This is a genomic window from Aureimonas altamirensis, assembly GCF_023702225.1.
In the GTDB taxonomy this organism is placed as follows: Bacteria; Pseudomonadota; Alphaproteobacteria; order Rhizobiales; family Rhizobiaceae; genus Aureimonas; species Aureimonas altamirensis_B.
The window spans coordinates 295,450-308,135 of sequence record NZ_JAMQCO010000004.1; the positions used below are offsets into that span (position 1 = coordinate 295,450).

The window sequence follows — 12,686 nt, forward strand, 5'->3', positions numbered from 1 at the left end:
CGGGGGTTATTCGGCCGCGACCGCCATGCGCATGCGTTCCATTTCCTGCAGCGCGCGGCGATACTCGACCGGCATGACCTTTACGAATTTCGGCCGGTGGCTTTCCCAGTTGTCCATCATCTCCCTGGCCCGCGACGAGCCGGTGTAGTGGAAATGATTGGAGATCAACTGGTACAGCCGCTCGTCGTCATGGCCCGTCATGTCGGACGAAACGTTGACCCGTCCCTTGTGCTGCAGGTCGCCGCCGTGGTGATGGAGCTTCTCGAGCAGGTCGTCCTCTTCAGGGACCGGCTCCAGGTCCACCATCGCCATGTTGCAGCGCTCGGCGAAATCGCCGGCCTCGTCATAGACATAGGCGACGCCGCCGGACATGCCGGCCGCGAAGTTGCGCCCGGTCTGGCCGAGGATGACGACGACGCCGCCCGTCATGTACTCGCAGCCATGGTCGCCGACGCCTTCCACAACCGCGATGGCGCCGGAGTTGCGCACGGCGAAACGCTCTCCGGCGACGCCCCGGAAGTAGCATTCGCCGGAGATCGCCCCGTACAGAACCGTATTGCCGATGATGATCGACTCTTCGGGCACGATGCGGGTGTTGGCGCGCGGCTTCACGATGATGCGACCGCCGGAAAGCCCCTTGCCGACATAGTCGTTGCCGTCGCCGACCAGTTCGAAGGTCACGCCGCGCATCAGGAAGGCGCCGAAGCTCTGCCCGGCGGTGCCCGTCATAAACACCTTGATCGTGTCGTCGGGCAGGCCCTTGAGGCCGTATTTCTTCGCCACCGCGCCGGACAGCATCGCCCCGGCCGAGCGGTCGACGTTGGTGATGGGCGTTTCGACCACCACCGCCTGCCGCCGTGACAAAGCGGGTTCGGCCTCGGCGATCAGCTTGCGGTCGAGGATGTCGGCGATCGGATGCTCCTGCCGACGCGTCCACAAAAGCTCTTCGCGCGCCGCGTCGGGCTTGAAGAAGACCTTCGAGAAATCGAGCCCCTTGGCCTTCCAGTGGTCGATCATCGGCTTCTTGTCGAGCCGGTCCGATTGTCCGATCAGCTCCGACACGGTGCGCACGCCCATCGCGGCCATGATCTCGCGCACTTCCTCCGCCACGTAGAAGAAGAAGTTGATGACGTGCTCCGGAAGGCCCTTGAAGCGCTTGCGCAGCACGGGGTCCTGCGTGGCGACGCCGACCGGACAGGTGTTCAGGTGGCACTTGCGCATCATGATGCAGCCGGCGGCGATGAGCGGCCCGGTCGAAAAGCCGAACTCGTCGGCGCCCAGCAACGCGCCGATGACGACGTCGCGGCCGGACCGCAGCCCACCGTCCACCTGCAGCGCGATGCGCGAGCGCAGCCCGTTCAGCACCAGCGTCTGCTGCGTTTCGGCCAGGCCCATCTCCCAGGGGGAGCCGGCATGCTTGATGGACGTCAGCGGCGAAGCGCCGGTGCCGCCGTCGTAGCCCGATACGATGATATGATCGGCCCGCGCCTTGGCGACGCCCGCCGCAACCGTGCCGACGCCCACCTCGGATACGAGCTTGACCGATATGTCGGCTTCCGGATTGACGTTCTTGAGATCGTAGATGAGCTGGGCCAGATCCTCGATCGAATAGATGTCGTGGTGCGGCGGCGGCGAGATCAGGCCGACGCCCGGCGTGGAATGCCGCGTCTTGGCGATGGTCGCGTCCACCTTGTGGCCGGGCAGCTGGCCGCCCTCGCCGGGCTTTGCGCCCTGCGCAACCTTGATCTGCAACATGTCCGCGTTGACCAGATAGTCGGTCGTCACGCCGAACCGGCCCGAGGCGATCTGCTTGATGGCGGAGCGCTCCGGGTTCATGCTGCCGTCCGGCAGCGGCTGATAGCGGTCCGGTTCCTCGCCGCCCTCGCCGGTGTTGGACTTGCCCCCGATGCGGTTCATGGCGATGGCCAGCGTCGAATGCGCCTCGCGCGAGATCGAGCCGAAGCTCATCGCCCCGGTCGAAAAGCGCTTGACGATATCCCTGGCAGGCTCAACCTCGTCCAGCGGCACCGGATTGAGGCCGGACTCCTCGGCCATGCGGATGCGGAACAGGCCGCGGATGGTGGAATTGGCCACCGCGCTCTGGTTCACCAGCGCGGCATATTCCTTGTACTTCTCCCAGCTTTCCAGCCGCACGGCATGCTGCAGCGTGGCAACCGCTTCCGGCGACCAGATATGCGCCTCACCGCGCGTGCGGTACGCATATTCGCCGCCCACTTCCAGCGAGCGCGCCAGAACCGGATCGGCCGAGAAGGCCAGCGCATGGCGCACCGCCGTCTCGCGGGCGATCTCTTCCAGGCCGACGCCCTCGATGGTCGTGGCCGTGCCGGCGAAATAGCGCTGCACGAACTCGGTCTTCAGGCCGACCGCATCGAATATCTGCGCGCCGCAGTAGGACTGGTAGGTCGAGATGCCCATCTTGGACATCACCTTCAACATGCCCTTGCCGACCGACTTGATGAAGCGGTTGACGATTTCCTTCTGGTCCACCTCGGGCGGGAAATCGCCGCGCGCGTGCATGCCGAGCAGCGAGTCGAACGCCAGGTACGGGTTGATCGCCTCCGCGCCGTAGCCGGCAAGGCAGGCGAAGTGATGCACCTCGCGCGGCTCGCCGGATTCGATCACCAGCCCCGCGGCAGTGCGCAGGCCCTTGCGGATGAGGTGGTGATGTACGGCGGCGCAGGCCAAAAGCGCCGGAATGGGGATACGGTCCGGCCCGACCTGCCGGTCGGACAGGATGATGATGTTGTAGCCGCCCACAACGGCCGCCTCGGCGCGCTCGCAGAGGCGCTCCAGGGCGCCGGCCATGCCGTCCGCGCCCTGGTCGGACGGGTAGGTCATGTCGAGCGTCTTGGTGTCGAACCGGTCTTCCGTATGGCCGATGTTGCGGATCTTCTCCAGGTCGCCATTGGTCAGGATCGGCTGGCGCACCTCCAGCCGCTTGCGGCGCGACGTGCCCTCGAGGTCGAATATGTTGGGGCGCGGCCCGATGAAGGAGACGAGGCTCATCACCAGCTCTTCGCGGATCGGGTCGATCGGCGGGTTGGTGACCTGCGCGAAGTTCTGCTTGAAATAGGTGTAGAGCAGCTTCGACTTTTCCGACATCGCCGAGATCGGCGTATCGGTGCCCATCGAGCCGATGGCCTCCTGGCCGGTGGTCGCCATCGGCGCCATCAGGATGCGCGTATCTTCCTGCGTGTAGCCGAAGACCTGCTGACGATCGAGCAACGACACGTCCGAACGCGAGGCACGGGGCGCGACGGGCTTCTGGTCCTCGAGGATAAGCTGCGTATGCTTCAGCCAGTCGCGATAGGGGTTGGCGGTGGCGATCTCGGACTTCACGTCCTCGTCCGACACGATCTGGCCCTTCTCCAGGTCGATCAGCAGCATCCGGCCGGGCTGCAGCCGCCACTTCTTGACGATACGCTCCTCGGCGACTTCCAGCGTGCCGGCCTCGGACGCCAGGATGACGTAATCATCGTCCGTCACCACGTAACGCGCCGGCCGCAGGCCGTTGCGGTCCAGCGTCGCGCCGATCTGCCGCCCATCGGTGAAGCAGACGGCGGCGGGCCCGTCCCACGGCTCCATCAGGGCCGCATGATACTCGTAGAAGGCCTTGCGTTCCGGCGACATCTGCTTGTTGCCGGCCCAGGCCTCGGGAATGAGCATCATCATCGCATGGGCGAGCGAGTAGCCGCCCTGCGTCAGGAACTCGAGTGCATTGTCGAAGCAGGCCGTGTCGGACTGTCCCTCGTAGGAGATCGGCCAGAGCTTCGAGATGTCGTTGCCGAACAGTTCCGAATCCACCGAGGCCTGGCGCGCCGCCATCCAGTTGACGTTGCCGCGCAGGGTGTTGATCTCGCCATTATGGGCGACCATGCGATAGGGGTGCGCCAGCCGCCACGACGGGAAGGTGTTGGTGGAGAAACGCTGGTGCACGAGCGCGAGCGCACTGGTGAAGCGCGGATCGCGAAGGTCGGAGTAATAGGCGCCGACCTGATAGGCCAGGAACATCCCCTTGTAGACGATGGTGCGCGAGGACAGTGACACGACGTAGAAGTCGGTGTCGACGGCGTTCATCTCGTCATAGACGCGGTTGGACACGACCTTGCGGATGATGAAGAGCTTGCGCTCGAATTCGGCGTCGCTGGCGCAGCCGGGCGACCGGCGGATGAACACCTGACGGTGCACCGGCTCCGTGGCGACGATCTCTTCCGCCTTGGACAGGGACGCATTGTCCACCGGAACGTCACGCCAGCCGATCACCTGCTGGCCTTCTTCCGCGGCGGCCTTCTCGAAGACCTCCTTGAAGTGCAGCCGGCGCGCCTCGTCCTGCGGCATGAAGACGAAGCCCACGCCGTAATGCCCCGGCTCGGGCAGGTCCACGCCCTGGGCCGCCATCTCCGCCTTGAAGAATTCGTGCGGCAGTTGCACCAGGATCCCCGCGCCGTCGCCGACCAGCGGGTCGGCGCCGACCGCCCCGCGATGGGTGAGATTCTCGAGGATCTTGAGCCCCTTCTCGACGACATCGTGCGAACGCTGGTTCTTCATGCTGGCGATGAAGCCGACGCCGCAGGCGTCATGCTCGTTTGCAGGGTCGTAGAGGCCCTGCGCCCGGGGCAGGCCATAGCCTTCTCCCCGCGCCGTGCCGCTCAAGCTGGACGTCAATCTCTTCATGGCGTTCTCTCCCCTCGCCCGGCCGGGCGCCGCGCAAGTTGCGTGACCGTGCGCCGCCAGATACGACAGCACCACTGACCTATCGCCCTTATTACAGGTTTCAAAGCGACTGACAATCTCTTACTTCAAACGGTTCAAAAATTAAAGAGAAGTTCTAAAATGGTAATTAAATCGATTTAAGTACGCTTTACGCGGCGTGTTCCGCGGAGTAATCACCACTCATGATATTTTCTTCCGACAACTGGTCCGGTGCTCATCCCGCAATCTCCGCCTCTCTCGCGCGTCACGCGGAGGGCATGGCAGCCGCCTATGGCGCAAGCGCGCTCGACGTCGCGGTGGCGCGCCGCTTCGACGATCTGTTCGAACGCGAGGTCGCCGTTTTCCATGTCGGCACAGGCACGGCGGCCAATTCGCTGGCTCTGTCCGCCTTCAACCGTCCGGGTGGAGTCGTGCTGTGCCATGGTGAGGCGCATATCATGGTGGACGAGTGCGGCGCGCCCGAGTTCTTCGCCCACGGCTCCCGGCTTGCGCCCGTCGCCGGCTCGAACGGAATGATGGAGCCGGCGGCTCTCGGTCGGGCCCTTGAGGCTTTCGACCCCGCTTTCGTGCATGGCGGCAGGCCGGTTGCGGTATCGATCAGCCAGTCGGCGGAATCCGGGGCGGTCTACGCGCCCGACACCGTTCGGGAGATCGCATCCATCGCCCATGGCCATGGGCTTGCCGTGCACATGGATGGGGCGCGCTTCGCCAATGCGGTCGCGGCCCTCGGCATTTCCCCGGCAGAGGCCAGTTGGAAGGCGGGTGTGGACGTGATGTCGTTCGGCGGCACGAAGAACGGGTGCTGGTGCGCCGAGGCGATCGTGTTCTTCGACAAGGAGAAAGCCGCCGACTTCGCCTACAACCACAAGCGCGCGGGGCAATTGTTCTCGAAGTCGCGCTTCGTATCCGCCCAGTTCGATGCCTATCTTTCCGACGGACTGTGGCTGTCGCTGGCCAGCCATGCCAACGCGATGGCCGACGCCCTGCGCGAGGGTATCGCCGCGGCCTCCAACGCCCGTCCCGCATGGGAGACCCGCGCCAACGAGGTGTTCGCGATCGTGAAGCGGAGCGCGGCCGACCGCGCCCGCAGCGAAGGAGCGTTGTTCTACGACTGGCATGTCGGCGGGGATACGCCCGTAGCACAGGACGAAATCCTGGTGCGGCTCGTCGCGAGTTGGAGCACGACCCCGGAGGAGGTGGAAAGCTTCATCCGCCTGATCGGCTGACGTCTCGGAACCTCGACCTGCCATGATGGTTTCCCCTTATGGAAAGCACCGCATCAGGAGGTTGTAGAATGTCCAAGGATGCATTCGCCCAAGGCAAGCTGGCCTTCGAGCATAATCTGCCCATGTCGTCCTGCGAATTTCCGGTCGGATCGAGCCTTCGGGCTGACTGGATGTCCGGCTGGACGGAAGCCAGCAACCTGTCGCGCAAGTCTGCGGCCAAGGCGGACCCCCATCCCGGAATGATGGGAGACGGGACCGAAGAGCAGAACCTGAACCAGAAGGGCGATCCCTCGGCGCGCATATCCGAGGGCGAGGTCCGTGACGCCTTCGGGCGGCACTGATAACCCTGAACCTTACGACAAAACGGCGGCCCGATGGGCCGCCGTTCTTGTCTACCGGTCGAGCGGGCCGTCAGGCTGCGTTTGCCTCGAGTGCCTTGGCGTTGGCATTGCCTGCATTGGCGATCTCGATGCGACGGGGCTTCATCGCCTCGGGAATGACGCGGACGAGGTCGATGTGAAGGAGCCCGTTCTTCAGTGTGGCGCCCTTGACCTCGACATGCTCGGCAAGCTGGAAGCGGCGCTCGAAGGCGCGCCCGGCGATGCCGCGATGGAGGAAGCGGTTCGCCTCACCTTCAGGTTCGCTTCGCTCGCCCTTCACCGTCAGCACGTTCTCGCGCGATTCGATGGACAGTTCGGTGTCCTCGAAACCGGCGACGGCCATGGTGATGCGGTAGGCGTTGTCGCCCGTCCGCTCGATATTGTAGGGCGGGTAGCTCTGGGAGTTATCGACGCCGCCGGCATTGTCCAACATCTTGAACAGGCGGTCGAAACCGACGGTCGAACGATACAGCGGTGCAAAATCGACGTTACGCATGGGTGGTGTCCTCTTGATTGTCGAGCAACTTGCGTGATGGACGGATTGCGAACCCCCGACTGCGGCGGGCCCTTCCGGCCAGCGGCCCCTTATCGGCGACCGCATGATCGAGGTAGGGGCGGGAAAACCGGCTTTCAAGAGCTCCCGACACTCTTTTGCGATGAACGCTGCATGAACGCGCCCTTCCCGTTTCGTTCATGCGCGGGGATGCAGTCTGGCTTTCGAAATGGAAATCCGGTCGCGGCGTCCCGTCCCTTCCGCCGCGGTCGTTCAGGCCGGAAACGTTCGAAAGACGTTTCCGGTCTTTTTTTCCGAAACCATGCGGAAACCAAATCCGAGGTAGTTCTTCGCCCTGCCTTTCAGGCATAGGTAGATGATGGACGATCGCCCGACATTCTTCGATACGCCCGGCAACCCGGCCCCCGATCGGCTCTCCGGGGGGCATGTCGCCGCCCCTAACGGCCGCCGTCTGCGCTATGCCGTCGCGCGGCCGGAGGGGCCCTCCCGCGGTACCGTCGTGCTTCTGCCGGGCCGCAACGAATGCATCGAGAAATATTACGAGACGCTCGCAGACCTCACCGCGCGCGCCTTCACCGTGGTCACCTTCGACTGGCGTGGACAAGGCGGCTCCGACCGCCTTCTGAAGAACCCGCAGAAGGGCCATGTCGCCCGCCTCGATCACTACTATGCCGATTTCGAAACCATCTTCCGCAACGTCGCATTGCCCGATTGCCCGGGGCCGTACGTCATCCTCGCCCATTCGCTGGGCGGGCTGGTCGCGTTGCGCTACATGCCGCGCCTAGCCAACCGTATCGAGCGTATCGTCTGCTCGGCCCCGTTGATCGGCCTGCCGGCGCGCGGGGGCGCCATCGCCGCTGTTGCGGCCGCCATGCGGTGGACCGGCATGGGCCGCCTGTCGCTGCGCAGGCTGAAGCGCCTCGGCCCGGACTGGAACGTCGCCACGAACCCGCTGACCAGCGATCCTGCCCGCTTCCGGCGCAACCGCGCCATCGTGGAGACGGCGCCCCATCTCAGCGTGAATGCGCTGACGGCGGGCTGGCTCAACGCCACATGCCGCGCCATGCGCCGGCTCGAGAATGCCGATTTCATCGCCGGGCTGCACGTTCCCACGCTGATAGTCACGGCAGGCGCCGACAGGGTGGTCGATACCGCTGCGGCGGAGCGCCTTGCATGGCGCATGCGCTCGGGCCACTTCCTGTCGATCCCGCATGCGCGGCACGAACTGCTTCAGGAGCGCGATCTGTTTCGCGCGCCTTTCCTGGCGGCCTTCGAAGGGTTCGTGGAAAGCAGCATGCCGATGCCCGACCGCGACGGCGTGCTGCCTGAGCCCGCCATCTGAGGCGTCAGCGGTTCAGGACGGCAAGCGCGGCGCTGTGCAGTTGCGGCGTCGCCGCGGCGATGACGTCGCCGCCATTCTCGGCCCGGCCGCCGTCGAAAGTGGTGACGACGCCACCGGCCTGCTCGATGATGGGGATCAGGGCGACGATATCGTAGGGCTGCAGCCCTGTCTCCACGCACAGGTCGATATGGCCGGCCGCCAGCATGGCGAAGGCATAGCAATCGAGGCCGTAGCGCGACAGGCGGACCTTGTCTTCGAGCGCCTCGAAGCGCTCCTTCATCCGTGTGTCGAACATGCGTGGGTTGGTGGTGGTCAGCGTTGCGTTCTCCAGCGCGCCGACGTCGCGCACATGCAGGGTCGCCTGGCCGGCGGGACCGTCCATGAAGGCGCCGGCGCCCACTGTCCAGAACCGTTCGCCGATATAAGGCTGGCTCATGATGCCGGCGCGCGCCCGGCCCCCGACCGTCAACCCGACAAGCGTGCCCCAGACCGGAACGCCCGAAATGAAGGGTCGCGTTCCGTCGATCGGATCGATGACCCAGAGCGCGTCCCCCTCGCCCTGTCGCCCGAACTCTTCTCCCAGGATCGCGTGGTCGGGAAACTCGGCGGCAATCAGGGCGGTGATCGCCCTCTCGGCCTGCCGGTCCGCCTCCGTCACCGGGTCGAAGGCGCCGGACAGCTTGTTGTCGACCGCCAGTTTCTGCCGGAAGCGCGGAAGCGTCTGGCCGGCCGCAGCGTCGGCGATACGAAACAGGAAGTCGGCGTCTGGCATGGTCATCATGAGCGGGGGCCCCGAAAGCGCGCGGATTCTGAGCGCGTCAATAGTACGATTCTTGACGGATGTCGCATCGCATCATTATATTGCAACGCGACAGAGCGATCTGTCGGCGCCCTTTTCGGGCGTTTCCTCCCTAGACTTGGCCGCGCCACGCCTTTGCGTCGCGCGGTTCTTTTTTGCCTATTCGGCGGCAGCCGGCCGCGATGCCTCGGCCGCCCGGTCGCCGGCGAAGGCTTCCACGAAGCGGCGAAGATGCGCCTGCATGCGCGGGAAGCCGTCCGAGGGCGCAAAGGCCGCCTCGTCGGCGTAAAGGCCCCGGCTGATCTCGATCTGGATGGCATGGACGTTGTTGCGCGGCCGGCCGTAATGCTCGGTTATGTAGCCGCCGGCATAGGGCTTGTTGCGGACGACGTCGTAGCCGAGGCCGCGCAGCTCCGCCGCGGCCGCGGCGACATAGCGCGCATCGGCGCTGGTGCCGAACCGGTCGCCGAGAACCATGTCCGGGCGGCGATTGCCGGGGAGCGGCCGCACCGAGGACGGCATGGAGTGGCAATCCACCAGCACCGCCATGCCGAACCGCTGCACCGTCGCGTCCACCAGCTGCCGGAGTTGCCGATGGAAGGGGAAATAGATCCGCGATATGCGGGCAAGGCCCTCGGCCGCCGGCAGGCGGCCTGTGTAGATCTCCTGCCGTTCGGCGACGATGCGTGGAATCGTGCCGAGCCCGCCGGCAACGCGCGGCGACACGGCGTTGACGTGAGCGGGCAGCTCGCCGTCGAACATGGCGGGATCGAGTTCGTAGGGCTCGCGGTTCAGGTCCAGATAGGCGCGCGGAAACCGCGCCACCAGCAGCGGTGCGCCGATCTGCGGCACGAAGTCGAAGAGGCGATCGACGAAAAGGTCTTCCGAGCGGCGGACGGCGTCGCCCTTCAGCCGCGACAGGGCTATGAAGTCGGCGGGGTAGGCGCGGCCGCTGTGAGGCGAACAGAAGACGAGCGGCACGGTCTGGCGCGACGGCCCCAGAACCTCGAAAGCCGGGCATGGCCCCGCCGAGGTCTCGAAGAACGGCACGTCATTTCCCGCGATCGTCATACTCACCCACTGGCTTCGCACAGGCTACATCGTCTATCTAATGTCAGGTGCGGAGGCTATACAATCCGTCACCTGCCGGCCGATGGCCGGCCCAACGGGAAAAGGCAATGTCGAAGATTCTGCTGGCCGAAGACGACAACGACATGCGGCGTTTCCTCGCCAAGGCGCTGGAGAAGGCCGGATACGAGGTGACGTCTTACGACAATGGCGCCAGCGCCTACGAGCGCCTGCGGGAGGAGCCCTTCTCCCTGCTTCTCACCGATATCGTCATGCCGGAGATGGACGGGATAGAGCTGGCGCGCCGGGCCACCGAACTCGACCCCGACCTGAAGGTGATGTTCATCACGGGCTTCGCGGCCGTCGCGCTGAACCCCGATTCGAAGGCTCCGAAAGACGCGAAGATCCTGTCCAAGCCGTTCCATCTGCGCGAGCTGGTGGAAGAGGTCGGCAAGCTGCTGCAGGATGCCGCATGATTTTTTGTCCGGGGCCTGAAACTGGCCCTGGAATCACTTGACCGGACGGCGACCCTATGGTCTATGCCGCTCCATCGAATGGGCGTGTAGCTCAGCGGGAGAGCACTACGTTGACATCGTAGGGGTCACAGGTTCAATCCCTGTCACGCCCACCATTCGACCCCCTGATCCGCAAGGTTCAGAGTGTGGATATTGAAGTTTCCCCAAGATCATTCTGCATAACGACCTGTCGGCGGACAGCGTCGAAGCCCGGAGCAGTCGATACGACCGATCAGGGCCGGTTGCGCATCTCGATCTTACGGAACAGCAGGAACGCACCCAGCAGGATAAGCACGATACCGAAGACGATCATGGCAATGCTATCCGATCGATATCCGGATGCGGCAACCAGGAAGCCTGCCACCAGGGCCACGATGCCCCCAAGCTTTTTAAGCACGAGCGGAAGGCCCTGATTGGAAGCTGCCATCTTCAATTCCTCGAAAGACGATCTGATGTCACCAGGAGGCTAATCTCGGTCGTGCCAGGTGTCGACAGCTATCTTTGACTTTGGAACGTCCGGTCAACGTGCTTGTGCCCGGCGCCACCTCGACGCCGGGCCTCCACGGTCTGTCGCCGATCGATCAGGCCGTCCGGGTTGCCACTGCCGAAGCGGCTGCCCCGTATCCCGCCCGGCGTCCGAACACGACACCGGACGTCAGGCCGGAACCTCCGGGATAGCCGTTGAAGAATACCCCGCCGACCATCTCGCCGCAGGCATAAAGGCCTTCTATCGCGTTTCCGTCGGTACGCAGCACCGCGCCGGTCTCCCCGACCTTCAGCCCGCCATAGGTGAAGGTTATGCCTCCCGTGACGGGGTAGGCCTTGAACGGGCCGGTATCGATCTTCTGCGCCCAGTTGGATTTGGGCAGGGACAGCCCCTTCGTTCCCTTGCCGTCCTTTACCGTGGGATCGAAGGCCACGCTATCGTCGACCGCTTCGTTGTAGGCATCGACGGTGGCGCGCAGCGCCGCCTTGTCTTCGATGCCCTCAAGCTTGCCGAGAAGCGCTTCCAGCGTATCAGCCTCGACGTAATGGGCGTCATGGAAGCGGTATTCCGCATAGAGGAGATGGTCCACCTTGGCGTCGAATATCTGCCACGCGAAATGGCCGGGCTGCTCCAGTACCGCGCGCCCGAACTGCGCATAGGTGTAGTTGCGGAAATCCCTGCCCTCGTCGACGAAGCGCTCGCCCTTCGCATTGACCATGATGCCGAGGAAGTAGCAGATTTTGCGGTAGTTCTTGCGTTCCTCGTGCGGGATGTCGAGATTGCCGTATTCGGGCATATGCAGGTCCATGGGCGTCGCATGACACCCTTCGTAGAGACCGTATGGCCGGGCATCCAGCGCGAAAGCCATTTCCAGGCCCCTGCCCATGTTGTTCGGCGTCCCGCGGACCTTTGCCTTCTTCCAGTCCGGGCCCATGAAACGCTCGCGCAGTTCGGCGTTTGCCTCGAAACCGCCGCATGCCAGCACCACGGCCCCGGCGCGGATATCCTCCGTCGTGCCGGCTGCATCCCGCGTCTTCACTCCCACGACGCGGCCTCCCTCGTAGAGGAGGTCGGTTGCCTCGCAATCGTAGCGGATGGCGCCGCCCTTGGCGTGAAAAGCGGCAAGCTCGGCATCGATCAAGCCGACGCCCTCGTTCTGCGCGGCCAGCGTCAACCCGCCCCAAAACACATGCCTGCCGCCCTTCTGGAAGGACTGGCGCGTGTAGATCGGCTCGAACTTCACGTCATTGCCGGCCAACCAGACCATCGCAGGGTAGCTTTCAGCGATCAGTATCTGCTGTTCCTCGGTCAGCGGGCGGCCATCGTTGAACCCCAGGAGATCCTTCTCGAACCTGTCGGCCGTATAGGAGCCGAACTCGGTATCGGCCAGCCGCGGGTCTTCCGGATCCCGAAGGAGCGGAACGAGATCGTCGTTGCCGCCGTAGACGAAGCGCATGGCGCCGGCCGTGTATTTGGAATTCCCCCCGGCGAGGTCGGGGCCGGCCTTTTCAATCACCAGCACCGAGGCGCCTTTTTCCCGCGCCGCCAGCCCGGCGCACAAGGCAGCGGAGCCGGAGCCGACTACCAGGACATCAAGATTCTCAGACATGTTCATTTCCCA

9 protein-coding genes, 1 tRNA gene and 1 pseudogene are annotated in these 12,686 nt (G+C 64.6%); 5 read left to right on the forward strand and 6 right to left on the reverse strand.

The annotated features are described in order from the left end of the window. Positions 1-6 precede the first annotated feature (6 nt). A pseudogene (gltB, locus tag NDN16_RS08930) lies at positions 7-4,644 on the reverse strand (glutamate synthase large subunit); the annotation flags it as partial. 272 nt (positions 4,645-4,916) lie between these two features. Between gltB and NDN16_RS08935 the strand changes: the two are divergent. After that, positions 4,917-5,960, forward strand: a complete 1,044-nt coding sequence (locus NDN16_RS08935) for a threonine aldolase family protein (RefSeq protein ID WP_251113270.1) — start codon at positions 4,917-4,919, stop codon at positions 5,958-5,960. A 68-nt stretch (positions 5,961-6,028) separates the two neighbouring features. Next, positions 6,029-6,301: an Rmf/CrpP family protein gene (locus tag NDN16_RS08940; RefSeq protein ID WP_251113271.1), complete on the forward strand. Its 273-nt coding sequence runs from the start codon at positions 6,029-6,031 to the stop codon at positions 6,299-6,301. Positions 6,302-6,371: 70 nt separating this feature from the next. Here NDN16_RS08940 and NDN16_RS08945 read toward each other — a convergent pair whose 3' ends face one another. Next, positions 6,372-6,836, reverse strand: a complete 465-nt coding sequence (locus NDN16_RS08945) for an Hsp20 family protein (RefSeq protein WP_251113272.1) — start codon at positions 6,834-6,836, stop codon at positions 6,372-6,374. 373 nt (positions 6,837-7,209) lie between these two features. Here NDN16_RS08945 and NDN16_RS08950 point away from each other — a divergent pair, with 373 nt between their 5' ends. Beyond that, positions 7,210-8,196, forward strand: a complete 987-nt coding sequence (locus NDN16_RS08950; RefSeq protein ID WP_251113273.1) for an alpha/beta fold hydrolase — start codon at positions 7,210-7,212, stop codon at positions 8,194-8,196. Between the two features lie 4 nt (positions 8,197-8,200). Here the strand turns inward: NDN16_RS08950 and hisN are convergent, their stop codons facing one another. Both hisN and NDN16_RS08960 read right to left on the reverse strand, forming a co-directional pair. Beyond that, the gene (gene hisN / locus NDN16_RS08955) at positions 8,201-8,974 is read right to left on the reverse strand and encodes a histidinol-phosphatase (RefSeq protein WP_251113388.1); all 774 of its coding nucleotides are present in this window, start codon (positions 8,972-8,974) and stop codon (positions 8,201-8,203) included. A gap of 180 nt (positions 8,975-9,154) precedes the next feature. Next, entirely contained in the window at positions 9,155-10,066 is a 912-nt protein-coding gene (locus tag NDN16_RS08960) for an N-formylglutamate amidohydrolase (RefSeq protein ID WP_251113389.1), read from the reverse strand. Between the two features lie 107 nt (positions 10,067-10,173). Between NDN16_RS08960 and cpdR the strand changes: the two genes are divergently transcribed. After that, positions 10,174-10,539, forward strand: a complete 366-nt coding sequence (cpdR, locus tag NDN16_RS08965; protein ID WP_039189534.1) for a cell cycle two-component system response regulator CpdR — start codon at positions 10,174-10,176, stop codon at positions 10,537-10,539. A gap of 80 nt (positions 10,540-10,619) precedes the next feature. Continuing rightward, positions 10,620-10,694 (forward strand) — tRNA-Val (locus NDN16_RS08970). A gap of 116 nt (positions 10,695-10,810) precedes the next feature. Here the strand turns inward: NDN16_RS08970 and NDN16_RS08975 are convergent. Together NDN16_RS08975 and tcuA are read right to left on the reverse strand one after the other, a co-directional pair. Next, a complete protein-coding gene (locus NDN16_RS08975; RefSeq protein ID WP_251113274.1) occupies positions 10,811-11,005 on the reverse strand; it encodes a hypothetical protein in 195 nt (64 codons plus the stop codon). A 154-nt stretch (positions 11,006-11,159) separates the two neighbouring features. Next, positions 11,160-12,674: an FAD-dependent tricarballylate dehydrogenase TcuA gene (gene tcuA / locus NDN16_RS08980; protein ID WP_251113275.1), complete on the reverse strand. Its 1,515-nt coding sequence runs from the start codon at positions 12,672-12,674 to the stop codon at positions 11,160-11,162. Between the last annotated feature and the right edge of the window lie 12 nt (positions 12,675-12,686).

Coding starts and splice junctions, on each gene's coding strand:
- tcuA (WP_251113275.1), bottom strand. CDS start 12,674: ATGTCTGAGAATCTTGATGTCCTGGTAGTCGGCTCCGGCTCCGCTGCC.
- cpdR (WP_039189534.1), top strand. CDS start 10,174: ATGTCGAAGATTCTGCTGGCCGAAGACGACAACGACATGCGGCGTTTC.
- hisN (WP_251113388.1), bottom strand. CDS start 8,974: ATGACCATGCCAGACGCCGACTTCCTGTTTCGTATCGCCGACGCTGCG.
- NDN16_RS08960 (WP_251113389.1), bottom strand. CDS start 10,066: ATGACGATCGCGGGAAATGACGTGCCGTTCTTCGAGACCTCGGCGGGG.
- NDN16_RS08945 (WP_251113272.1), bottom strand. CDS start 6,836: ATGCGTAACGTCGATTTTGCACCGCTGTATCGTTCGACCGTCGGTTTC.
- NDN16_RS08950 (WP_251113273.1), top strand. CDS start 7,210: ATGATGGACGATCGCCCGACATTCTTCGATACGCCCGGCAACCCGGCC.
- NDN16_RS08975 (WP_251113274.1), bottom strand. CDS start 11,005: ATGGCAGCTTCCAATCAGGGCCTTCCGCTCGTGCTTAAAAAGCTTGGG.
- NDN16_RS08940 (WP_251113271.1), top strand. CDS start 6,029: ATGTCCAAGGATGCATTCGCCCAAGGCAAGCTGGCCTTCGAGCATAAT.
- NDN16_RS08935 (WP_251113270.1), top strand. CDS start 4,917: ATGATATTTTCTTCCGACAACTGGTCCGGTGCTCATCCCGCAATCTCC.